This window comes from Rhodococcus sp. ACS1 (assembly GCF_002300155.1).
GTDB lineage: Bacteria > Actinomycetota > Actinomycetes > Mycobacteriales > Mycobacteriaceae > Rhodococcus_F > Rhodococcus_F koreensis.
Genome location: NZ_NSDZ01000011.1, coordinates 2,733 through 29,418, shown reverse-complemented (window position 1 = coordinate 29,418; position 26,686 = coordinate 2,733). Strand labels below are relative to the sequence as shown.

At 70.8% G+C, this 26,686-nt stretch carries 2 protein-coding genes; both read right to left on the bottom strand.

Going from position 1 to position 26,686, the window contains the following annotated elements; translation table 11 throughout:
• Positions 1–8: 8 nt before the first annotated feature.
• Complete coding sequence (locus tag CJ179_RS41555) at positions 9–1,031, bottom strand: alpha/beta hydrolase family protein (RefSeq protein WP_095865332.1); 1,023 nt, start codon at positions 1,029–1,031, stop codon at positions 9–11.
• Positions 1,028–26,686: a non-ribosomal peptide synthetase gene (locus CJ179_RS41550; protein WP_095865331.1), complete on the bottom strand. Its 25,659-nt coding sequence runs from the start codon at positions 26,684–26,686 to the stop codon at positions 1,028–1,030. The genes CJ179_RS41555 and CJ179_RS41550 overlap by 4 nt, the downstream gene beginning before the upstream one ends.

Sequence of the window (26,686 nt, the reverse complement as noted above, 5' to 3'; positions counted from 1 at the left end):
GGCTGGTGTCAGGTGAGTTCGAGGGCCCGGGCGAGGACGGGCCACGATTCGTGCAGGGCGTCCTGCCAGTAGCCCCACGAATGTGTGCCGGTGTCCCGGAAGTTCACGGTCGCGGGAATGCCGAGGGTGTCGAGCCGGTCGACCAGCCGGTGCGTGCAGTAGTTCGTCGCCGCCTCGATGACGCCGCCGATCACGATCTGGTCCGGGAGCGGGGGCGCCGCGGCGGGGCGGACGGCGTCGAGGGCCTCGTACGGTCCGGGCAGTCCGCTGGCGTTGGAGATGTACAGCTCGAGCCCGCGGAGTTTGTCCGCGTTGACGTAGGGGTCGTGTGCGGTCCAGGCCGGGTCGTCGGTGGGGCCCCACATGTTCTCGGTGTTGCCGCCGCCCACCACCTCGACCACGAGCCGGACCAGGTTCTGCCCGATCGGGTCGCTGGTCATCGCACAACCGCTGTACGACGCGACACCCCGGTACAGGCCCGGTGCCTGGACCGCGAGGTCGATCACCGAGCCGGCCGACATCGACAGTCCGCCGATCGCGTTCACCCTGTTGGCGCCGAGCGCGGTGTCCAGCACCGGCGGCAGTTCCTCGGTGAGGAACGTCTGCCACTGGTTGCGCCCGAGGACGGGGTCGTCGTTCCGCCAGTCGGTGTAATAGCTGATGTAGCCGCCGACGGGGATCACGACGTTCGCGTTCTTGTCGGCGAAGAAGTCGACGATGTCGGTCTGCCGAATCCAGTTGGCGCCGTCCTCACCGGCTCCGGCCCCGTTCAGCAGATACAGCGTGGGACGCGGGACGCTGGTGTCGGCGGGGCGCAGCACCTGCAGTTCCACGACCTCGTTCATCGACGGCGAGTACACGAAGACGTTCCAGCGACGATCGTCGATCTTCTCGATCCGGTCGAGGCTGCCGGACGCGCTCGGCGCCACCACCGCACCGCCGTCGGCGGGCTCGGCCGTCGCCACCGGGCCGGGAAGGCCCAGGAGCAACGCTGCGGCCACGGTGGCCACGCCCGCGGTGAACAGTCTCATCGGTCGATCTCCATTCTCGAAACGTGATTCGCGTCGTCGGTGAGGTAGTCGGCGAGCAGCGGGCCGATCACCCGGACCGCGGCAGGTTCGGTGATCTGCCAATGATTCGACTCCACGGGGTGATTCGTGATCCGCCCGTTCACCCAGGAGCGCCAGGTGCCGACCGCTCGCCGCAGCGTCGGGTCATCGTGCGCCGCCGTGAAGAACAGCACGTCCCCGTCGAACAGTCCCGGCCGGTAGTCGCGCATGAGGCCCGCGTTGTGGTGCGCGGCCGCGGTCAGGCGGCGCACGTGCTCGGGGCTCAGGGCCGACAGCACGGCGGCCGTGTCCTCGCCGTCCCCGGGTGCCGGCTGTTCGGTGATCTCCTGCGACTGCTGCGTTTCCGCGAAGCTGTCGAGCATCACCAGTGAGCCGACCGCGTGTCCGGACTCCTGCAGTTGCACCGCCATCGCGTGGGCGATGACGCCGCCGATCGACCAGCCGGCCAGATCGTAGGGACCGTCCGGCTGGATCCTCCGCACCTCGGCGAGGTACCGGGCGGCGAGTTCCTCGATCGAGCCGGGCAGCACCTCCCCGGCGACGGCCGGGGTCTGGATGCCGAACACGGGCCGGTCGTTGTCGATGTGCTCGGCGAATCCCGTGTAGCACCAAGACAGTCCGCTGATCGGGTGAATCCAGAACATCGGCGTACCCGCGCCGTCGGCCCGGATCGGGAAGACCACGTCGAGGGCGGTGTCCGCGGTGTCGCCGTCGGCCGCGTCCATGCGCGCGGCGATCGCGGCCGGTGTCGGTTCGGTCATCAGCCACTGCAGCGACACGGTCACGTCGCTGCTCGCCCGCAGACGGCTCACCGCCCGCATGGCCGACAGCGACGTGCCGCCGAGGTCGAAGAAGTTGTCGTCGGCGCCGACCCGGTCGACCCCGAGGACTTCGGCGAAGACCGTCGCGATCGCGCTCTCGTGCCCCTCGGCCGGCGGACGGTATTCGGCGGCAACGAAATCGGGGCGGGGCAGCGCATCCACGTCGAGCTTCCCGGTGGGCGTGAGCGGGACGGAATCGATGCACACCACCGCCGACGGCACCATGTGCGTCGGGAGGAACTCGGACACGAACGCTCGAATCCGCGCGGGATCCGGGGCGGATCCCGCGGCAGGCACCACATACGACACGAGCACCGTGTCGCCGGACGGGCCGCGGCGGCCGAGCGTGATCGCGTAGTCGACGTCGGGGTGTTCCAGTACGGCGGCATCGATTTCGCCGAGTTCGATGCGATAGCCCCGGACCTTGACCTGGTGATCCGAGCGGCCGAAGTACTCCAATTCTCCCGCCGCGGTCCAGCGGACGACGTCGCCGGTGCGGTACATGCGGTCGCCGGGTGCGCCGTGGGGGTTGGCGACGAACCGTTCGGCGGTGAGGCCGTGCCGGGCGTGGTAGCCGCGGGCCAGTGCCGGTCCCGCGACGTACAGTTCGCCGGGGACACCGGAGGGGACGGGGCGCAGTCGGGTGTCGAGGACCATGATCTCGAAGCCGCGGACCGGGTGCCCGATGGTGATCGGCTGCCCGGCTGCGAGGTCGCCGACGGTGGAGATGTCGGTGGCCTCGGTGGGTCCGTAGCCGTTGAGCATGGTGCGTCCGGGTTGCCAGCGGGCCACCAGTTCGGGGGTGCATGCTTCGCCACCGACGCCGAGTACCCGCAGCTCCTCCAACCCCGCAGGGTCGATCGACGACAGCATGGCCGGGGTGATCAGCGCGTGCGTCACGTGCTCGCCGCGGACGAAGGCCGCCAGTTCCTCCCCGCCGATCACGCTCGGTGGGGTGATCACCAGAGTCGCTGCGGCGGAGAGGGCGGACATCATCTCGCCCACCGCCATGTCGAAGCTGGGCGACGTGTTGTGCAGGAACCGGGACGACGGGTCGACGCGGTAGTGCTCGCGACGTTCGGTCGCGAGGTTCGCCAGCCCGCCGTGGGTGACCACGACACCCTTGGGTCGCCCGGTGGAGCCCGACGTGTAGATCATGTACGCCGGATTCTCGACGCGCACGGGCCGCGCGCGTTCCGCATCGGTCACCGGGGTGGCCGGCGCGGCTTCGAGTGCGCCCGCGAGTTCGTCGAGGACGAGCCAGGACACGCTGTCCGGCAAGGCGTCCTGCTCCCCGGCGACGGTGATGCCGAGGTGGGCGCCGGAGTCGAACAGCATGTGGTCGATGCGGTCCATCGGGTAGGTGGGATCGACCGGGAGGTACGCGGCGCCGGTCTTGGCCACCGCCCACACCGACAGCACCGATTCCACCGACCGCGACAACGCGACCGCGACAAACGTTTCGGGTCCCACGCCCTGCGCGAGCAGAAGCCGGGCCAGACGGTTCGACCAGGCGTCCGCGTCGCGGTACGTCCAGTCACGACCCTGCCAGGACAGCGCGATCCCGTCCGGCGCGGAAGTCGTGGCGGCGTCGATGATCCCGGCGAGTGTGGCCGGCGCTGCGGTCGGCAGACCACGGACTGGGGCGAGGGCAGTGCGTTCCTCGGGGTCGAGGATCTCGATCCCGCCGATCGGTGCGGCGGGGTCGGCGACCAGCGCGGTGAGCACCTTCAGCAGCCGTGCGCGGAGCGCGGTCACGTACGTCGCGTCGAACACGTCGGTGCGATATCTCAGCGTGAACCGCAACCCGTTCTCGGCGAACACCGTGAGGGTGAGCGGGTAGTGGGTGGCTTCCTCGCCGGACACCCCGAGGACGGTCATGCCGTCGATCGACGTCACCTCGGCCAGCGCCGCGGTGTCCACGGGATACGACTCGAACACCGTCAGAGTGTCGAACAGCGCACCGCTGCCGGTGGTCTGCTGCACGTCGCTCAGGCCGAGATAGTGGTGATCGAGCAGGGTCGCCTGTTCCCGCTGCACCCGGATCAGGAGGCCGGCCGCCGACTCGTCCGGGTCGACCCGCACCCGCACGGGCAGGGTGTTGATGAACAGGCCGACCATCGACTCGACGCCCTCGAGCTCCGCCGGCCGCCCCGACACCGTCGCCCCGAACACGACGTCGTCGCGGCCGAGCATGCGGGACAGCAGGATTCCCCACGCGGCCTGCACCAGCGTGTTGAGGGTGACACCGAGTTCCGCGCCGAGCGCGGTCAGCTGCGCGGAGAGGCCGGGTCCGGCGTCCGCGTCCACCGCGGCCACCTCTGCGGGTCCGGGTAGTCCGGGACCGTCGGAGGCGACGAGCGTCGGCTGCTCGACGCCGGTCAGCGCCTCGGCCCACACCTGCCGGGACGCGGCGCGGTCGCGCGACGCCAGCCACGACAGGAACGCGCGGTACGACGGCACCCGCGGCAACACGGACGCGTCACCCCGGGTGGCGTACAGGACCAGGAGTTCCTTCAGCAGCAGCGGCATGGACCAGCCGTCGACGAGGATGTGATGCAGGGTGACGGCGAGCGCGTGGTGCCCGTCGCCGTCGTCGATCAGCGTGAACCGCAGGAGCGGGGGCGACGCGAGGTCGAATCGGCGTTCGCGGTCGGCGGCGAGCGCCTCGTCCCGCGCAGCCAACCGGGCGGCCTCGTCCATGGCCCCGAGATCGATGGTGCGCCACGGAATCTGCACGCGGTCGAGGACCACCTGGACGAGCTCGCCGGTGCTCGCGCCGACGAACGCGGTGCGCAGGTTCGGGTGCCGGTCGAGCAGCGCGGAGATCGCCGCACGCATCCGGTCGGCGTCCACGACGCCGCCGAGGTCGAGCACCGTCTGCGTCGTGTAGACGTCCACCGTGTCCTGCGCGAGCTGTGCGTGGAACGCGAGCCCGTGCTGCAACGGCGACAGCGACCAGACGTCGGACAGCGCCTCGAACTGCTCTTCCCACAGTTCCAGGTCGCGCTGCCCCACCAGGACGAGGGGTACGTCCGACGGGGTGAGCCCGCCCGCCGTTCCGCTGTCCACGTGCGCGGCGACTGCGGTGAGCGCTCGCGTCCACAGGTCGGCCAGTTCCCGGACGTCCGTATCCGACAGCAGTTCCCGGGGATACGAGAACGTGGCCGCCAGCCGGGATTCGCCGTCGACCCCGGTGACGATCGCATTGACGTCGAGAACGGCGGCGGCGGGCATGTCGTCGTTGCCGACACCCCGGAGGTCGTCGATGTCCGGGGCGGGGGTCCATCCCAGGCGCGCGAACTCCTCCGGAATGTCGGCCTCGGATACCCGGCCCAGGTAGTTGAAGCTGACCTGAGGGGTCGGGAGTTCCTGCAGCGCCGCGGCGGTCTCGGAGTTGAGATGGCGCAGCAGCCCGTAGCCCAGTCCGCGGGCGGGCACCGCGAGCAGATTCTCCTTGACGGCCTTGACGGCGCGGGAGGTGTCGGCCGTCCCCGCCAGGGCGGCGTCGACGTCGATGCCGCCGAGGTCGAGACGAACCGGATACACGCTGGTGAACCATCCGACCGTGCGGGAGAGGTCGGCGCCGGGTGCCGCCTGTTCCTCACGTCCGTGGCCCTCGAGTTGCAGGAGCAGCGACGGCTCGTCGATGCCCCGGCGACGCCGCCAGGCGCTCACGGCCAGGGCGAATCCGGCGATCAGCCCGTCGCCCACGCCGCCGCGGAAGGCGGCCGGAACGGAGGTCACCAGCGATCGTGTCACCGACGAGTCGAGTTCGACGCGCACGTGGTCGACCGTCGCCAGGACGTCGACGGCGGGGTCGAACGGCCGGGACCCGAGCGTCGGGTCCGGACCGTCGAGAATCCGATCCCAGAGCGGCAGTTCCGCAACCCGTTCCGGGCTGCGCGCGTCCTCGGCGAGGGCGTGCGCCCACCGCCGCATCGACGTGCCGACCGGCGGGAGCGTCGCGGCCCCGCCGGACGAGATCTGCGCCCAGGCGGCGATCAGGTCCGGAATCAGGATGCGCCAGGACACGCCGTCGACCACGAGATGATGGGCGGCGACGATCAGACGGCCGCTGCGTCCCGGTGTGCCCACCGGATCGAGCCAGACGAACTGCAGCATGATGCCGGCCCGCGGATTCAGGCGGCCCAGCGCCGAATCCAGTTCCTGGCGTGCCGGTTCCGTCGGATCGACACGCGGATCCCAGTCGATCCGGTGCACGAGGGAGGCGACGTCGACGGCGCCTGCCGGTGCCACCTCCAGCGTGTTTTCGCCGACGAGACGGGCACGCAGCATGTCGTGGTGATCGATCACGGCGGACAGCGTCGCGAGCAGACCCACCCGGTCGATGCCCACCGGCAATTCCAGCGCGACCGACTGCGAGTAGCGGTCGAGGGTGCCCCCGCGCTCGGTGACCAGACGCATCACCGGGGTGAGCGGAAGCGGGCCGACACCGCCACCCGGAAGTTCCTCGAGCACGACGGGTTCGGTGTCGTTGGCCCGCGCCGCGACCAGTGCGAGAGCGGCAACGGTCTTGTGCTCGAACACGTCCCGGGGCGAGATGATCAGCCCGTGCGCCTTCGCCCTCGACGCCAGCTGGATCGACGCGATGCTGTCGCCGCCCAGGCCGAAGAACGAATCGTCGACGCCGACCGTCGCGACGCCGAGGAGTTCGGCGAACACGGCCGCCAGGACCTTCTCGGTGTCGGTGACCGGCGCCCGGAACCGTGCGGACGCGGTGACGAACACGGGCTCCGGCAGCGCCGCGCGGTCGAGTTTCCCGTTCACCGTCACCGGCAGCGCCTCGATCACCACGTAGGCGTCCGGGATCATCGGCGCCGGCAGGGTGTCCTCGAGGTGGTGCCGGATCGTGTCCGTGTCGACTGCGTGACCGGCGGCAGGCACGAGGTAGGCCGCGAGACGCTGACCCGACGGGGTGTCGTGGACGACGACGGCGGCCTGAGCCACCGTGTCGTGCCGGGTCGCCGCCGACTCGATCTCCCCCAGCTCGATCCGGTTGCCGCGGATCTTCACCTGGCTGTCGCCGCGGCCGAAGTACTCGAGTCCGTGCGTTCCGTTCCAGCGGACGACGTCGCCGGTGCGGTACATGCGGTCGCCGGGTGCGCCGTGGGGGTTGGCGACGAACCGTTCGGCGGTGAGGCCGTGCCGGGCGTGGTAGCCGCGGGCCAGTGCCGGTCCCGCGACGTACAGCTCGCCGGGGACACCGGAGGGGACGGGGCGCAGTCGGGTGTCGAGGACCATGATCTCGAAGCCGCGGACCGGGTGCCCGATCGTGACGGGTGCACCGGATACGAGGTCGCCGACCGTGGAGATGTCGGTGGCCTCGGTGGGCCCGTAGCCGTTGAGCATGGTGCGTCCGGGTTGCCAGCGGGCCACCAGTTCGGGGGTGCATGCTTCGCCACCGACACCGAGCACCCGCAACTGCGGGTGTCCGCCGGGATCCATCGTGGCCAGCACTGCCGGGGTGATCAGCGCATGGGTGACCCGCTGACGGTCCAGGAGGCCGGACAGTTCGTCGCCGCCCACGATCTCGGTCGGTGTGATCACCAGCGTGGCGGCGGCGCTCAGTGCCGACACCATTTCGCCGACGGCCATGTCGAAGCTCGGCGACGCCTTGTGCAGGAACCGGGACGACTGTTCGATGCGGTAGTGCTCGCGGCGTTCGGCGGCGAGGTTCGCGATGCCGCCGTGGGTGACGACGACGCCCTTGGGCAGACCCGTCGAGCCCGACGTGTAGATCATGTACGCCGGATTCTCGACGCGGACCGGGCGGATCCGGTCCCTGTCGGTGATCGGTTCGGAGCTCGCGGACTCGTGCCGGGCGGTCACGTCGGCGGTGTCGAGGGTCAGCCAGACAACGGTGTCCGGCAACGCGGCCCTCTCACCGGACAGCGTGACACCGAGGGTGGCGCCCGAGTCGGTGAGGATGTGCGCGACGCGATCCGCCGGGTACGTCGGATCCACCGGCACGTACGCGGCACCCGTCTTGGCGACCGCCCACACGGACAGCGCCGATTCGAGCGAACGCGGGAGGGCCAGGGCCACGAACGTTTCCGGGCCCACGCCGTGCGAGAGCAGCACCCGGGCCAGCCGCGTGGACCACTCGTCCGCCTCGCGGTACGTGTACTCCCGACCGTTCCAGCTCAGCGCGGACGCGTCCGGATCGGTCCGGACGGCGGCGTCGATCAGGCCCGCGAGGGTGGCCGGGGGCGCCGACGGCACACCTCTAACGGGGACCGCGGCCCACTCGGCCGGATCCAGGAGGTCGATGTCGCCGACGACCGTGCCCGGGTCGGACACGGCGGCGTCGAGGACACGGACGAACCGGTGGGCGAAGTCCTCCGCGGTCGTGCGATCGAAGAGGTCGGTGGCGAAGCGCAGCGCGCCCGACAACCCGGCCGGCGACTCGCCCTCGGACAGGACCAACGCGAGGTCGAACTGGGCGGTGTCCGCCTCGAAAGGAACGGGTTCCACGGTCACACCGGGCAATTCGAAACGCGTGACGCCGCGATGCTCGAATGACAGCGCCACCTGGAACAGCGGTGTGTGGGCCTGCGTGCGGGCGGGGGACAGGACGTCGACGAGCCGCTCGAACGGGATGTCCGCGTGCCCGTACGCGCCGAGGTCGGTGCCGAGCACCCGTGTCAGGAGTTCGGTGAAACTCTCGTGCGCCGCGACGTGCGTGCGCAGGACGAGGGTGTTGACGAACATCCCGACCAGGTCGTCCAGGTGCTGCTCGCCGCGACCCCCGACCGGGGTGCCGACGGCGATGTCGGACGTCGACGACAGCCGCGACAGCACGACCGCCAGCGCCGCGTGCAGCACCATGAACACGGTGGCGCCATGATCGCGGGCCGTCTGCTCGAGTGCCACGGCGGTGGCCGCGGGGACGTCGAAGCGCACGGTGCCGCCGCGCTGCGAAGGCACGGCGGGGCGCGGCCGATCGGTGGGCAACTCCAGCAGGTCCGGGAGCCCGGACAGCGTCTCGGTCCAGTACCGGATCTGCTGTGCGGACAGGGATTCCGGATCGGTCTCGGAGCCGAGTGCCGCATGCTGCCAGATCGCGAAATCGGCGTACTGCATCGGCAGCGGTGACCAGTCCGGCGCCCGGCCCGCACTTCGGGCGGTGTAGGCGACCATGACATCGCGGGCGAGCGGGCCCATGGACACGGCGTCGCCGCTGATGTGGTGCACGACGATCACGAGCACGTATTCGTCGACGGCGGTGCGCAGAAGCCTTCCCCGGATGGGGATTCCCGCGGTCACGTCGAAGCCGCCGTGCAGGGTGCGGCGGACCTCGTCCGGAAGGTCGTCGGCGGTGACGTCGATCGGGGTGAGGTCGAGGTCGACCCGGTCTGCGGGCAGGATCACCTGCGCGGGGCCGTCCCCGTCGTCGGGGAACACGGTACGCAGCGACTCGTGACGCTCCAGCACGTCGTGGACGGCGGTGTGGAGGGCCGCGACGTTCAGGGTTCCGCTCAGCCGGATGGCGAGCGGAAGGTTGTAGGCGGCCGACTCGGGATCGAAGCGGTTGAGGAACCACATCCGGTTCTGCGCCGGCGACAGCGGGATTCGTTCGGGACGCGGGGCCGCCTCGAGTGCCGTCCCGCCACCCGTGCCGGCGAGCCCGGCGACGCGGGCGGCGAGTGCTTCGACGGTGGGGGCTTCGAAGAGTTCGCGGACGGGGATGCGGGTGTCGAGGGCGCGGCCGAGTCGGGCGGCGACCTGGGTGGCGATCAGGGAGTTGCCGCCGAGGGCGAAGAAGTCGTCGTCGAGTCCGATGCGGTCGAGGTGGAGGACGGCGGCGAAGGTGTGGGCGACGGTGGTTTCGGCGGGGGTGGCCGGGGCCCGGAAGGCGCGGGTTTCGAAGGTGGGTGTGGGGAGGGCTTTTCGGTCGAGTTTGCCGGAGGTGCCGAGGGGGAAGCTGTCGAGGACGAGGATGGTCTCGGGCAGCATGTAGGTCGGCAGGGTCTGCGCGATGTGGGTGCGCAGAGTGTTCGTGTCGGGGTCGGTGCCGGAGGTGGGGACGACGTAGGCGGCGAGGTGGTCGCCGGTGGGGGTGGGGACGACGAGGACCGCGGCCTGCGACACGCCGGTGTGGGTGAGGAGGGCGGTTTCGATTTCGCCGAGTTCGATGCGTTGGCCGCGGAATTTGACCTGGAAGTCGGTGCGGCCGATGTAATCCAACTCGCCGGTGGTGGTCCAGCGGACGAGGTCGCCGGTGCGATACATCCGCTCCCCCGTCTTGGAATACGGGTTGGCGACGAAGCGGTCGGCGGTGAGGTCGACGCGGCCGTGGTAGCCGCGGGCGAGCTGGACGCCGGCGAGGTAGAGCTCGCCGGGGACTCCGGCGGGGACGGGGTGCAGTCTCGAGTCGAGGACGTAGACGCGGCTGTTCCATTCGGGGGTGCCGATGGTCACGGCGCCGCCCTCGGGGGTGTCGGTGACGTCGGCGTAGGTGATGGAGACGGCGGCTTCGGTGGGCCCGTAGAGGTTGTGGACCCGGGCCGGGGAGATGTCGGTGAAGTCGTGGACGGTGGCGGCGGGCAGGGCCTCCCCGATCACGAACACGTCTTGCAGGGACGTGATCTGCTGTGGATCCACGGACCCCGCGAACACGGAGAGCATGGACGGGACGAAGTCGGTTGCGGTGACGCCGTATTGGTCGATCAACTCGGCGAGGTACTGCGGGTCGCGGTGCCCGTCCGGGGTCGCGACCACGAGGGTGGCACCGACCCGGAGCGGCAGGAAGAAGCCCCACAGCGACACGTCGAACGTCGTCGCCGTCTTCTGCAGGTACACGTCGCCGGCGCCCAGCGGATACTGGTTCGCCATCCACGCGATCTGGTTCACGATGGCGCGGTGGGTGACTGCTACGCCCTTCGGTTTGCCGGTGGAACCGGACGTGAAGATCACGTACGCCACACCGTCCGGGTGCACCGTCGAATTCGTCAGCGGCGCCGAGGAAACGCCGTCGACATCGAGGGTGTCGAGAAGGAGGACGGGCCTGTCACTCGCAAAGGCGTCCCGGGTGGTGGACAGGACGCAGGTCGGGTCGGCGGCGTCGAGGATGTAGCCGATGCGGTCGGTGGGATGGTCCGGGTCGACGGGCACGTAGCCGCCGCCGGCGGTCAGGACGGCGTACATGCCGACGACCAGGTCGAGGGAGCGGCGCATGGCCAACGCCACCAACGATTCCGGACCCACACCCTCGGCGATCAGGATCCGCGCGACCTGGTTGACCCGGTTCGCGAACTCCCGGTAGGTCAGCGATTCGCCCCCGAAGACGATCGCCGTTGCGTCCGGGGTCCGGCGAACCTGATCTGCGAAGGCGTCGAGCAGCAGGGCCTCGGGCAGCGGATGGACCGTCCGGTTGCGAATGTCGACCAGCTCGTCGTACTCACCCGAATCGAGCAACGACACATCACCGACCGTTGCGGACGGGTCGGCGGCCACGGCCCGCAGGATGCGCGTGAACTGTTCGGCGAACGTGGCGACGGTCGAGGCGTCGAACAGATCGGTGGAGTAGGTGAACGACGCGTGGATACCGCCCTCGGCCTGCTCGGTGAGCGTCAGATGCAGATCGAACTCGGCGGTCTGCAGCTCTGCCGGGACGGTCGAGACCACGAGTCCCGGCAGGTCGAACGTGGCGGGGGCGAGATTGTGGAAGGACAGGGCCACCTGGAACAGCGGGTGCCGCCCCTGGGAGCGAACCGGATCGAGTACTTCCACCAGCCGCTCGAACGGCACGTCGGCATGCGAGAACGCACCGAGGTCGGTCTCGCGGGTGCGCTCCACCAGTTCCTCGAACGTGGCCGCCGGGTCGATCTGGGTCCGCAGGACCAGGGTGTTGACGAACATGCCCACGAGGTCGTCGAGGGCCTGCTCGCCGCGACCGGCGACTGGAGTCCCGACCGCGATGTCCGCCGTGTTCGACAACCGGCTCAGGAACAGTGCGTATGCGGCGTGCACGGTCATGAACAGGCTGGCGTCGCGGGCGGCCGCGAGTTCGCGCAGCAACCCGTGGGTGTGGGCGTCGACGGTGAACGTCAGTTCCCTGCCGCGGTGCGACTGCCGACGCGGGCGCGGCCGGTCGGTGGGCAGGGTGAGCTCGTCCGGCAGATCGGCGAGAGTGCGTGCCCAGTAATCGGTTTGGCGGGACGCGAGCGACGTGGGGTCGTCCTCGTCGCCGAGCAGTTCGCGGTGCCAGAGGCTGTAGTCGGCGTACTGGACCGGGAGCGGCGACCACGCGGGCTCGCCGTGTTGTGCGCGTACGGAATACGCGAGCATCACGTCGCGGGCCAGCGGCGCGAGCGAGAATCCGTCGGCGGCGATGTGATGGACCACCACGACGAGAACGTGCTCGATCTCGGAGACCGCGAACAGACCGGCGCGCAGGGGCGATTCGGCGGTGAGGTCGAATCCCGTGGCCGCGAACTCCAGGGCCCGCTGCAACGCTTCGCTCTCGCTCACGTCGAGCACGGTCAGGCTGGGGAGCGCCGATTCGGTGGCGAGCAGGACCTGGTGCGGACCGGTGGGTGAGTCGGGGTAGATCGTGCGCAGCGCCTCGTGCCGTTCGAGGACGTCGCCGAGAGCTGTCCGCAGCGCGGAGACGTCGAGCGTTCCGGTCAGGCGGAGGGCGAGCGGCAGGTTGTCGACGGCGGAGGCCGGGTCGAACCGGTTGAGGAACCACACCCGCGCCTGCGCCGGGGACAGCGGAATCCGATCGGGTCTCGGACGTGCCTCGAGGACCGGACGGTCGGACTGTCCGGCGGCGTCCACGGCGGCGGCCAGCGCCGCGACGGTGGGTGCGTAGAACAGCGACCGCACGGACAGGGACGTGCCCGTGGCCGCGCGCAGGCGGGCGATCACCTGTGTGGCGGACAGGGAGTTGCCGCCGATCTCGAAGAAGCTGTCGTCGGCCCCCACCCGTTCGACGTCGAGAACATCCGTGAATACCTGCGCGACAATCAGTTCGGACGCAGTCGCCGGCGCCCGGAACATCGTCCGCGCCGCGAACATCGGGGCGGGCAGCGCCGGGCGGTCGATCTTCCCGGCCGGGGTGACCGGAATGGAGTCGAGCAGTGTGACGGTCGCCGGCACGAGCGCGCGGGGCAGGACTTCGACCGCCGCCGCCAGGATGTCGGAGACGTCGGGGCTGGTTCCCGGCGCGGGCACGACGTAGCCGACGAGTTGGTCGCCGAGCCGAGGGTGGTGGTGGACGGACGCTGCCGCGGCGACCACGTCGGGATGCCGGGACAGGGCGGCCTCGACCTCGCCGAGTTCGAGGCGCAGACCCCGCAGTTTCACCTGGGAGTCGGCGCGGCCCACATACGTGAGCTGCCCGTCGGTGCGCAGCCGCACCAGGTCGCCGGTCCGGTACATCCGGGACCCTTGCAGACCACAAGGATTGGCGACGAACCGGTCCGATGTCAGGCCGAACCGCGCGTGGTAGCCGCGGGCGACGCCGGGGCCGGACAGATACAGCTCACCCGTGACACCGCGCGGCACGGGCCGTAACCGGGAGTCGAGGACGAGCGCCTGCGCGCCGCCGAGCGGGCTGCCGATGGTGATGTCGGCACCCGGGGTGAGCGGTTCACCGATGGTGACGACGATGGTGGTCTCGGTGGGGCCGTAGCTGTTGAAGAACCGCCGCCCCGGGGCGAACTGCTCGACCAGTTGCGGCGGACACACCTCGCCCCCGACGACGACGGTGCGCAGGTCGTCGAGTTCACGGGCGTCGACGGTGCTCAGTGCTGCCGGGGCGGTGAGCACGTGGGTGATGCGCTGGTCGCGGAGCAGGGCGGTGAGGTCTTCGCCGCCGACCACGGACGGCGGTGCGATCACGAGGGTGGCCCCGGCGCTGAACGCCTGGATCATCTCGAACACGGAGGCGTCGAAACTCGCCGACGACAACCGGAGCACGCGGGACTGCGGCGTGGTACCCAGTTCGGGGCGCGCCTCCGCCGTGAACGCGCTCAGACCCGTGTGGGTGACCGTGACGCCCTTGGGAGTTCCGGTGGAGCCGGACGTGTAGATCAGGTACGCCGGGTGTGTCAGGCGCAGCGGCGTCGTGCGGTCGCGGTCGGTGACCGGCGCGGCCGACGCGACGAGTGCGGAGTCGTCCAGCAACAGCCACTCGGCGCCGGTGGGCAGCACCGCCGCGGTGGCGGTGTCGGTCAACCCCAGCGTCGCACCCGAGTCGGCGAGCATGTGCTCGATGCGTTCGCGCGGGTAGCTCGGATCGACGGGCACGAACGCGGCGCCCGTCTTGGCCACGGCCCACACGGCGAGTGCGGCCCGCGCCGTCCGCGGAAGTGCCAGCGCCACCACCGTTTCCGGCCCAACGCCGTGCGAGATGAGCACGCGCGCCCACTGGTTCGACTGCGCGTCGAGGTCGGCGTAGGAGAGTTCGCCCTCCTCCGAGACGAGTGCGATCCCGCCGTGTTCGGCTCCGCGAGCGAAGATGTCCGGCAACGTCCGCGCGGCCACGGCGGAGGGTGCGGGCAGCACGGTCAGTGTGGCGCGTTCGGCGGCGTCCAGCAGGTCCAGGTCGCCGACCGCGCGCCCCGGTTCGGTGATCGCGACCCGCAGGATCCGCTCGAAGCGGACGGAGAACGAGTCGATCGTGGCGCGGTCGAAGAGATCGGTGGCGAAGATCCACGACGCCGCCATCCCCGTGCCGTCGGGACGGAGGGTCAACTGCAGATCGAACTTCGCGGGCACCACACCGAGATCCATGGCGGACACGGACAACCCGGGCAGCGCGAGCTGGTCGACGGTCTGGTCCTCGAGCGACAGCGCCACCTGGAAGATCGGCGAATACGCCTGCGAGCGAGCCGGTTGCAGCAGATCGATCAGCCGCTCGAACGGCAGGTCGGCGTTGTCGTACGCCGCGAGATCGGTCTCCCGGACATGTCCCAGCACCTCGGCGAACGAGTGCGCCGGATCGATGTGGGTGCGCAGCGCGAGTGTCCCCACGAACATGCCCACCAGATCGTCGAGCGCCTGCTCGCCGCGGCCCGCGACGGGAGTGCCCACCACCACGTCCGTGGTGGCGGCGAGGCGCGCGAGGAGGGTGGCGAGGGCCGCGTGCGCCACCATGAACAGGGTGGCGCCGTGGCTGCGTCCGAATGCGGTGGCCTGCTCGACGAGTGCGCTGTCGAGGCGGAACGTCGCGACCTCTCCGCGCAGCGACGCCACGGCCGGACGTCGCCGGTCGGTGGGAAGTTCGAGCAACTCCGGGGCACCGCGCAACTGCTGACGCCAGTAGGCGGCCTGACGCGCTGCGACACTGCGGTCGTCCGCTTCGGCGCCGAGAAGCTGTCGCTGCCAGACGCTGTAGTCGGCGTACTGGACCGCGAGCGGTGTCCAATCCGGGGCCTGGTGGCCGGCGCGTGCGGTGTACGCCAGCATCAGGTCGCGGGCGAGCGGCCCCATCGACGCACCGTCCGCGCTGATGTGGTGCACCACCACGACGAGGACGTGTTCGTCCGGTGACAGTCGGAAGACGCGGCTGCGCAACGGGACCGATGCCGTCACGTCGAATCCGGTCGACAGCTCGGCGGTCAGCAGTGCGAACAGCTGGTCTTCGTCGTCCACCGGGCGCGGTTCGAGATCCACCGCGAGGGCGTCGAGGGGAACGATCCGCTGGTACGGACCGTCGACCGACTCGGGATACACGGTCCGCAGCGCCTCGTGACGCTCCAGGACGTCCCGCAGTGCCGCACCGAGGGCGGCGGTGTCCAGGTCGCCGGACAGTCGCAGCACGAGCGGGATGTTGTAGGCCACGGACTCGGGGTCGTAGCGGTTGAGGATCCACATCCGGGACTGCGCCGCGGACAGCGGAATACGATCCGGCCGTGCGATGCCGGCCAGCACCGGGCGGTCCCCGCGCTCGGCGGTGTCGACCACCGCGGCGAGGGCGGCGACGCCGGGCGCTTCGAAAATCACCCGCACTGCCAGCGACGTGCCCGCCGACTCGTTGACCCGGCCGATCACCCGGGTGGCACTCAGCGAGTTGCCGCCGAGGTCGAAGAAATCGTCTTCGGCTCCCACCATCTCGGCACCGAGCACGTCGGTGTAGGCGGCCGCGACCAGCCGTTCGGTGTCGGTGCGCGGGGCCACGTACGCGCGAACCGCGAAGACGGGTTCGGGCAGGGCCGTGCGATCCACCTTGCCTGCCGGGGTCAGCGGAACCCGGTCGAGCACCATCACGGTGGACGGCACCATGTAGCCGGGCAGGAGGCCGGCGGCGTGCGCCGCCACCTCGACCGGGTCGACAGCAGATCCGTCGGCGGGCAGCACGTAGGTAACCAGCGCCGTCGCGTCGTTTCGGACGGCTACCGCGGTGGTGACCGCGAATTCGACGCTCGGGTGCGCCGCGACCGCGGCATCGATCTCGCCGAGTTCGATGCGGAAGCCGCGGATCTTCACCTGGAAATCGGCGCGGCCGAGGTACTCCAGTTCACCGTTCGGGGTGTATCGCACCAGATCGCCGGTGCGGTACAGGCGCCCGGGGGCGTACGGGTTCGCCACGAAACGCTCGGCGGTGAGCGCGGGACGGTCGTGGTAGCCGCGGGCCAGCGCGGGGCCCGCCAGACAGAGTTCACCCACGACACCGTCGGGAACGGGGTGCAACCGCGAATCCAGCACCAGCGCAGTGGTTCCCCGGATCGGGGCGCCGATCCGCACCGGGTCGCCCGCCGTCATCGGACCCGACAGGGTTGCCATGATCGTCGACTCGGTGGGCCCGTACGCGTTGAACATCCGGCGGCCGGGTGCCCACTTCTCCACCAGAGACGCATCGCAGGCGTCGCCGCCCACCACGACGGTTCCGAGTTCCGGCAGCAAGTTCGGGTCGAGGGTGGCGAGCGCGGCGGGAGTGACGAAGGCGTGGGTCACCCGCCGGTCGCGGATCCGGGATGCGAGGTCCTCCCCGCCGTACACAGCGGTCGGCACGATCACGAGCGTCGCGCCTGCGGCGAACGCCATCAGCAGTTCGAGAATGGACGCGTCGAAACTCGGTGATGCGAAATGCAGCGTCCGGCTGAGCGGGTCGAGTGCGTATCGCTCCACCTGCTCGGCTGCGAACGTGTCGAGGCCGGCGTGGGTGATGCTGACGCCCTTGGGGATTCCGGTCGATCCGGACGTGTAGATGAGGTAGGCGGGGTGGTCGGCGCGCAACGGCAGCGTCCGGTCGGCGTCGGTGATCGGATCGGCCGACGCGCCCGCACCCAGTTCCGGGTCGTCCACGACGAGCCAGTCGGTGGTTCCGGGCAGGGTCGCCGACGTGTGGGAGTCGGTCAGGCCCAGCGCCGCGCGGGAGTCGGTCAGCATGTGCTCGATGCGATCCGCGGGGTAGTCCGGGTCGACGGGCACGAACGCGGCACCGGTCTTGGCCACCGCCCACACCGCGGTCACGGACAGCGCGGAGCGGGTGAGCGCCACCGCGACCACCGTTTCGGGGCCCGCGCCCCGCTCAAGAAGAACCCGGGCGAGGCGATTCGAGCGGGCATCGAGTTCCGCGTAGGACAGTTCCCCGTCCTCGGTGACCAGCGCCGTGCCGCCCACAGCGGCACCGTCGGCGAGAATCTCTGGAAGCGTGCGACTTCCGGGGTTCCGGATGTCGGTGCGGGTGACGAGAGCGGCGCGTTCGGTGTCGTCGAGAAGGTCGATGTCACCGACCGCGAGGGCGGGTTCCGACACCGCGGCGGCGAGAATCCGGACGAGCCTGCGCCCGAACGCCTCGACGGTCGCGCGGTCGAACAGGTCGGTTGCGAACGTCCACCTGCCCCGGGCGCCGGACCCGTCCGCGTTCTCCGTCACCGACAGTTGCAGGTCGAACTTGGCGATGGCCTCGTCGAGCGGAAGAGCCGCGACGGTCAGTCCGGGGAGGTCGATGCTCGGCGGCGCGACGTCGTCGATCGACAGCACCACCTGGAACAGCGGGTGATGGGCGGTCGAGCGGGCCGGGCTCGCGATCTCCACCAGCCGCTCGAACGGGATGTCGGCGTGCGCGTAGGCGGCGAGGTCGGTGTCGCGGGTCTGCTCGACGAGCGCGCCGAACGTCAGCGCCGGGTCGACCTGTGTGCGCAAGACCAGGGTGTTGACGAACATGCCGACCACGTCGTCGAGTTCGGCCTCCCCGCGGCCGCTGACCGGCGTGCCGACGGCGAGGTCGGTGCTACCGGACAGCCGGGACAGCAACACGGACAGGGCGGTGTGCAGCACCATGAACGGGGTCGCCCGCACGGATCGGGCGAGTGCGGTGACCGCGCCGTACGTCTCGGGGTCGAGGGCGAAGTCGACGGTGTCACCGCGGTGCGACGCGACGTGCGGTCGCGGACGGTCGGTGGGGAGTTCGATCCGTTCCGGCAACCCGGCGAGGGTGTTCGTCCAATAGTTGATCTGCCGGGCGGCGAGCGATCCGGCGTCGCCCTCGTCGCCGAGGACGTCGAGCTTCCACAGGGCGTAGTCGGAATATTGCATGGGCAGCGGTGGCTGCTCGGGTGCGGTGCCCGCCGCGCGGGCGACATACGCGGACATGACGTCCCGGGCCAGGGGTCCCATCGACCAGCCGTCGGCGCTGATGTGGTGGGTCACCAGAACCAGCACGTGCTCGTCCGGCGTGACGCGGAGCAGGGCCACGCGCAGCGGAACGTTCGCCGTCACGTCGAAGCCACGGGTCACGAGGTCTTCGACGGCGAACGGAAGTTCCTGCTCCGTGGTCGGGGCCGGCGCCAGGTCAGCGGTGGTCCTGTCGAGCACCACCTGGTGCGGTCCGTCGGCGGAATCGGGGTAGACGGTGCGCAGGACCTCGTGACGCGCGATGACGTCGCCGACGGCCGCGCCGAGCGCGTCGACGTCGAGCTCTCCGGTGAGCCGCAGCGCGGCGGCGATGTTGTAGGCGCCGGACGTCGTGTCGAAACGGTTGAGGAACCACATCCGGTACTGCGCCGGAGACAACGGCAGCCGCGACGGGCGCCTGCCGGCGACGAGGGCGGGACGGGTGTGCCCGGGATCCGCGGTCGACGCTGCCGCGAGAGCGCGGACGGTGGGAGCATCGAACAACTCCCGAACACCGAGCGCGGAACCCAGTTCGGCGTTGATCCGGGCGACCGCCCGGGTGGCGGTCAACGAGTTGCCGCCGAGGTCGAAGTAGTTGTCGGTGGCGCCGACGTCCGTGACGCCGAGGACGTCGGCGAAGATCCGGGCGACGGCGATCTCCGCGGCCGTCGCCGGCGGTTCGAATGTGGCGGTCGCGAGTGCGGGCTCGGGCAGTGCCCGGCGATCGAGTTTGCCGTTGGGACCCAGGGGCAGCGCGTCGAGGAGGACGAACGCCGACGGCACCATGTAGGAGGGCAACTCCGCAGCCGCGTGAGCGGACAGCCGCTCGGGGTCCGCGGTGCTTCCGGACCGGAGAGCGACGTAGCCGATGAGCCGTTCGGCAGAACCTTCCCCGCGCACCAGGACGGCCGCCTGCGCCACGTCGGGATGGTTCAGGAGTACGGCCTCGATCTCGCCGAGTTCGAGTCGCTGTCCACGCAGCTTCACCTGGAAGTCGGTGCGGCCCAGATACTCCAGCTCCCCGCCGTCGGTCCAGCGCACCAGGTCGCCGGTCCGGTACAGGCGGGCACCGCCTGCGGAGAACGGATCGGCCACGAACCGGTCGGATGTCAGATCGGGGCGGCCCACGTACCCGCGGGCGAGTTGGGTGCCGGCCAGATACAGTTCGCCGGGAGCACCGACGGGCACCGGGCGGAGCCGGGAGTCGAGGACGTACACCCGGGTGTTCCACACCGGCGCACCGATCGGCACCGGACCGGTCGCGGACGGATCGGTGCGGTGGAACGTCACGTCCACCGCGGCCTCGGTCGGCCCGTACAGGTTGTGCAACGCGGCACCGAACCGGCGGTGGAAGCGCGTGACGGTGGTCCGCGGGAGCGCCTCACCGCTGGCGAAGACCTGCCGCACGCTCGTGCAGAGCGCGGTGTCGGCGTGTTCGAGGAACACGTCGAGCATGGAGGGGACGAAGTGCAGCGTCGTGACACCCTCGTCGTGGATCAGCCGGGACAGGTAGTGCGGGTCCCGGTGCCCGTCGTGCTCGGCGATCACGGTGCGGGCACCGGTCAGCAACGGCCAGAACAATTCCCACACGGATACGTCGAACGTGGCCGGGGTCTTGTGGAGCACCACGTCGTGCGCTTCGAGGGGGTAGCTGTCCTGCATCCACAGCAGCCGGTTGACGATCGCGGCGTGCGACACCGCCACACCCTTCGGGCGTCCCGTCGAACCCGACGTATAGATCACGTACGCGGGGTGGCCGGGGCGCAGCGGCGCGAGACGCTCCGCGTCGGACAGCGGTGTCGTCGCGACGGTGGACAGGTCGAGCCGGTCCACCCGCACCGTGCGCAGGCCGTCGGGGACGACCCCGGTGTCGGCCGCGGTCGCGAGCACCAGCGCAGGGCGGGCGCTGCCGACTACGTGGGCGATGCGGGCCTGCGGATGGTCGGGGTCGACGGGCAGGTAGGCCCCGCCCGCGCGGACGACGGCGTGGAGGGTGACGAGCTGATCGAGCGACCGGCGCAGCGTGACGGCCACGATGGATTCGGGGCCCACCCCCTGCGAGATCAGATGGCGAGCAGTGGCGTTCGCCCGGCAGTCGAACTCGGTGTACGACAGCGTCTCCTGCCCGACCGTGACCGCCGCCGCGTCGGGTGTGCGGAGCGCGGCGTCGCCCAGGAGATCGACGAGGGTGAGGGCGTCGATCGCGTGATCGGTCGCGTTCCACGCCTGCAGGGTGCGAGCGCGTTCGGCGTCCCCGAGTAGATCGACGGCACCGACCGGGGTGTGCGGCCGGGTCATCGCCGTCAGCACCTGCGCGAACCGCTCCGAGACCCGCCGGGCGTCGGCCGCGCCGAACGCGTCCGCCGAGTACTCCAGCGTGAGATGCAGTTCCGGCTCCAGCACCGTGACGAGCGCGAGGGGGTAGTGGGTGGCGTCGGTGACGTCGATTCCGCGGATCCGCAGCCCGTCGATGTCGGTGTCGGGGTCCAGTGCCGAGCGGTCGACGGGGTACGACTCGAACACGGTGAGCGTGTCGAACACGCTGCCCGGACCGGCGACCGACTGGATCTCGGTGAGACCGACGTGGTGCCGGTCGAGCAGCCGCACCTGCTCGTCCTGCAGCCGGCGCAGGAGCGACGACACGGGTTCGTCCGGATCGAGGCGCAGACGGACGGGAACGGTGTTGATGAACAACCCGAGCGTCTCCTCGACGCCGGGGAGGTCGGCCGGGCGTCCGGAGACGGTGGCGCCGAACACCACGTCGTCACGGGACAGCAATCCGCCCAGCAGGATTCCCCACGCGGCCTGAATCACCGTGTTGACGGTGACGCCGTGCTCGCGGGCGATGCGGACTAGCTGTTCGGCCACCTCCGCCGTGACCGGGATGTCGACGTCCCGGGGAGTCGACCCCTGGCCGGTGTGCTGCGGGGCGAGGACGGTCGGTTCGGTGGCTCCCTCGAGGGCGGCGGCCCAGTCGTCGAGCGCGCCGGCGCGGTCCTGTCCGGCGAGCCACGACAGGTACCGGCGGTAGGGGCGCGCGGGTGCCGCGATCGGCGCGTCCGGCGCGTACAGCAGCAGGAAGTCCTTGACGAACAGCGGCATCGACCAGCCGTCGAACAGGATGTGGTGGTTGGTGATCACCAGCGTCGACCGGTCGCCGGAATGTGCCAGCACGAATCGCAGGAGCGGTGGTGCCGCCATGTCGAACCGCGTCGCGCGCTCGGCGGCGACGAGTTCGTCCAATCCGCCGGACTCCTGCACGTGGGCCTCGCGCCACGGCACGGTCACCGAATCGAGGACCAACTGGGCTGGGACGCCGTCGGTGTCGTAGACGAACGCGGTCCGCAGCGCCGCGTGCCGATCCAGCAGGCGCTGCGCCGCGCGGTGCAACCGGCTCGCGTCGACGTCGCCACCGAGGTCCAGCACGATCTGCGCGGTGTACACGTCCACCGCGCCGGCCGAGAGCCCGGCGTGGAACAGCAGACCCGACTGCAGCGGCGACAGCGACCAGATGTCGTCGAGCGGGCCGTAACTGTTCTCCCACAGCTCGATCCGCTCCTGGTCCACGGACACCAGCGGAACGTCGGACGGGGTCAGTCCGGCGGGCCCCGCACGCCGCACGTACGAAGCCAGCGCCTCGAGCGCCGTCCGCCACAGTTCCGCCAACCGCTCGACGTCGGACGCGGTGAGCACACCGGACGGGAAGTCGAACGTAGCGGACAGCCTGCCGTCGTCGCCGACCGACGCATTGATGTCGAGGACGAAGGCGGTCGACAGTCCGGCGCCGCTGAACGCGTTGACGTCGATCCGGGTGGCGTCGGGAATCCACCCGTTCTCGCGCACCGCGTCCGGGAGGTCGCCGGCGCCGACGCGTCCGAGGTAGTTGAAGCTGACCTGCGGCGAGGGCAGGGAGTTCAGGATCTCGGCACTGTCGTCGCGGAGGTGGCGTAGAAGCCCGAAACCGGTGCCGTTCCCGGGAATACGACGCAGCTGCTCCTTGACCGTCTTCACGGCCCGCCCGACGGCAGGCCCGCCGGCCAGTGCATCCGCGATATCGAGCGCGCCCAGTGCGATCCGGGCCGGGTAGGCGGTGGTGAACCAGCCGACGGTGCGCGACAGGTCGGCGCCGGGCACGAGGGCCTCGTCGCGGCCGTGGCCCTCGAGGGACAGCAGTAGCGTGCGGTCGCCGCCCCACGCGGCGAACGCGAGACCGAGTGCCGTCACGAGGCCGTCGGTCACGCTCCCGCGGAACGCGGTCGGCAGGGTCGTGAGGAGGTCGGCGGTGACGTCGGGTCCGATCTCGGCGGACACCCGGCCGGTGGTCGCGCCGGTGTCGACGGCGGGATCGAGCGGACGGGAACCGAGTGCCGGAACGGGGCCGTCGAGAATGGACCGCCAGACGTCGAGTTCGGCGGTCACCGAGTCGGTTTCGGCCGTCTCGACGAGGGCATGGGCCCAGCGGCGGGCCGACGTCGCGACGGGCGGCAGTTCGGGGGCACGGTCGGCGGCCACCTGCGCCCAGGCCGTCGCAAAGTCCGGCACGAGGATCCGCCAGGACACGCCGTCGACCACTAGGTGATGGGCCACCACCAGGAGTACGCCGCGCGCATCGACGGGGTCGATCCACACCAACTGCAGCATCACACCCGCGGCCGTGTCGAGACGGTCTGCCGCGGCCCGGCACTCGGTGTCGAGCACGACGTCGAATTGCTCGGTGCCGGGCCGGTATTCGGTACGTACGTATGTGACGGCGCTGTCGGCGCTCACGGATCCGGCCGGCTCGACCATCAGTTCCCGGCCGTCCGCCGGGAGGTGGGAGCGCAACGCGTCGTGGTGGTCGAGGATCGCGGCGACGGTCCGGTGCAGCCGTGGCAGGTCGAGGTCGGCGGGCGCCGTCAGCGTCACGGCCTGATAGAAGGCATCGAGGTTGGTACGGTTGCCGCGGCTGCGACCGAGGACATCGCGGCCGATCGGCGTGAGGGGCAGGACGCCTACTCCCCCGCCGGGCAGCTCGGGCAGACGCGACTTCTGCGCCGCCGCGAGGTCGACCGCGACCTCGGCGAGGCCGGCAACGGTCTTGCGTTCGAACACGTCCCGCGGGGTGAACACCACACCGGCGGCCTTGGCCCGCGACACCAGCTGGATCGCGACGATGCTGTCGCCGCCGAGCGCGAAGAAGGAGTCGTCGACGCCCACGGCCTCGACGTGCAGCACCTCGGCCACCGCGTCGGCGACGATCTGCTCGATCGGCGTCGACGGTGCGCGGAACGGCGTTGCGGTGATGTCGAATTCGGGTGCGGGCAGTGCGTTGCGGTCCACCTTGCCCGCCGGTGTCAGCGGAATGGTGTCGAGCGGCACCGTCAGCGACGGCACCATGTGCGCCGGGAGGAATTCACCGGCGAACGCGGCCAGCGCGGCGGGATCGAAACGGTGATCCGGCCGGATTCGCACGTACGACACCAGCACCGGCGTGCCACCGTCACGTTCGTGCACGGCGGACACAGCGAAGTCCACCGACTCGTGTGCCGACAGCACCGCGTCGATCTCGCCGAGTTCGATGCGCAGTCCCCGCAGTTGCACCTGGAAGTCGCTGCGCCCCACGTACTCGAGCACGGGACTGTCGCCGCGGCTCCATCGCACGAGGTCGCCGGTGCGGTACAGGCGGTCGCCCGTGGCCGCGGGGAACGGGTCGGCGACGAAACGGGACGCCGTCAGCCCGGACCGGCCGTGATACCCCTCGGCGAGTCCGGGGCCGCCGAGATACAGCTCTCCCGTCACTCCGCGCGGCACCGGCCGCAGCCAGCGGTCCAGGATGAGTGCGCGTGCACCCTGCATCGGACCGCCGATGGTGATCGCCGCGGGGTCGGTCTGCGGACCCGTCATGGTGATGACGATCGTCGACTCGGTGGGGCCGTAGCTGTTGTACAGGCGGCAGCGGCCGCCGAAACGCTCGACGAGATCCGGCGGGCACACGTCGCCGCCGACCACCACGGCCTCGAGCGAGTCGAGACCGGTGGCGTCCACGGTGCCCAGAACCGCGGGCGCACTGATGATGTGGGTGACCCGCTGAGAACGGAGCAGTGCCGCGAGGTCGTCGCCGCCGTAGACGTCGGCAGGTGCGATCACCATCGCCGCGCCCGCACTGAACGCCTGCACCATCTCGAACACGGACGCGTCGAAGCTCGACGAGGAGAAGCGCAGCACCCGCGAGTGGCGGGTCACACCAAGTTCGGGCCGGGCCGACGCGGCGAACGTGGCCAGTCCGGTGTGCGTGACCACCACACCCTTCGGCGTACCCGTGGAGCCGGACGTGTAGATCATGTACGCCGGATGCTGCGGCATCAGCTTTGCCGGACGGTCGGCGTCCGTCACCGGCGCGACCGCCATGTGCGCGCACGCCGATGCCAGGGCGGGGTCGTCGAGGGCGAGCCAGTCGACGTCGGTTCCCGCGAGCACGTCGCGGTGCGCCGTCGCCGTCAGCCCCAGGGTCACCCCGGAATCGGACAGCATGTGCGCGATGCGCTCGGCCGGGTAGGCCGGGTCGACGGGGACGAAGGCGGCGCCCGACTTCGCCGCGGCCCACACCGCCACCACGGAGTCGACGGACCGGGTGAACGACACGGCCACGAAGTGGCCCGGGCCCACCCCGCGGTCCAGCAGCAGCCGTGCGAGCGCGGTGCTGCGCTCGTCGAGTTCGCGGTAGCCGATCGTGCTGTCGCCGAGGATCAGCGCCGTGCCGTCCGGGTTCGCGCGGACACCCGCCGCGAACAGGTCGGCCAGCAGTGCCGGGCCGGGTGCCTGCGGGCCGGCCGCGGGCACGAGTTGGGCGTGCTCGTCCGCGGTCAGCACGTCCAGGGCGGCGACCTTTGCGCCCGGGTCCGCGTCGGCGAACCGCGCCAGCAGGTCGAGGAAACGCGCGTGGTGCCCGGCGAGCTCCCCGTCGCCGTACAGGGCCGGGTTCGCCTCGAAATCGATGCGCGACGAACTCCCCGCGACACTCGGGTAGAGGTTGACGGAGAGGTCCTCGACGGGTCCGGTCGACAGCACGTGGAACTGTCCGGTGAGCTCGCCGAGGGTGATCTCGGAGTGGTAGTTCATGATGTTGATCGCGGGCCCGAAGAAGCCTCGCTGATCCCGGGCGGCGCCGGCGTCGCGCCGGATGTCCTCGCTGCGGTACCGCTGGTGCCGGAGCGCGCCGGTGAGTTCGAGCTGGACGGCGGAGACCAGCGCGGCGACCGTCGTGTCCGGGGTGATCGACACCCGCAGCGGCACCACGTTGGACACCATGCCGCCCGACCGGCGCAGCACCGCGTTGGTGCGGGCCGACACGGGCAGGCTGAGAACGACGTCGTCGGAACCCGTCATCCGGGCGACGAACGCGGCGGTCGCCGCCACGGCGACGGCGGCGAAGGCGGAGTCGAGACGCTCGACGGCCCCATCCACCGCCCGGGCGATGCCGGTGGGCACCGGCCCGCCGTGCCATCGCGACCGGGCCTGCGCCGGGGCACTGCGGCCCGCGAGCCCGGTCGGCGCGGGAAGGTCCCGGGAGCGGGTGGCCCAGTAGTCGCGGTCGGAGAGGAACCGGGACGAACCGCGGTACACGTCCTCGGCGGCCGAGACGTCCCGGAGGTCGCCCGCCACCGACACCGCGGGTTCCACGCCCCGGACCTCGGCGGTGTACAGCTCGGCGGCCCGGTTCATGAACTTCATCGCGCCGTACCCGTCGAGCGCGATGTGGTGGATGCGGCAGTACCAGAGGTGGTGGTGCTCGCCGATCTGCAGCGTGGCGCCGCGGATCAGCCGGTCCGAGAGCAGGTCGAGCGGGGCGGTGTAGTCGGCGCGCATCCAGTGCAGGGCGGCGGTGTGGGGGTCCGGCTCGGTCCGGAAGTCGTGATGCTCCACCCCGTCGTCGAGGGTGAAGTCGACCGTCTGGAGCGGCTCGCCGTCGACCTCGACGATGCGGAGCATGCCGCTGCCGATCTCGCGGGCAGCGGCCTGACCTGCACGTCGCAGGGCGTCGACATTCAGTTCGCCCTCGATGTCGACGTATTGCGCGATCGTGATCGGCACGTCGCCCATGAGGTGCTGGGCGAACCAGATCCCGCGCTGAGCGGCGGTCAGTGCGAAGGGGCGCGCAGCGTCGTCGCTGCCACTGGTCTCGGTGCGGGCGGGGCTACCAGCCGCGAATTCTGCCGGTTCCAA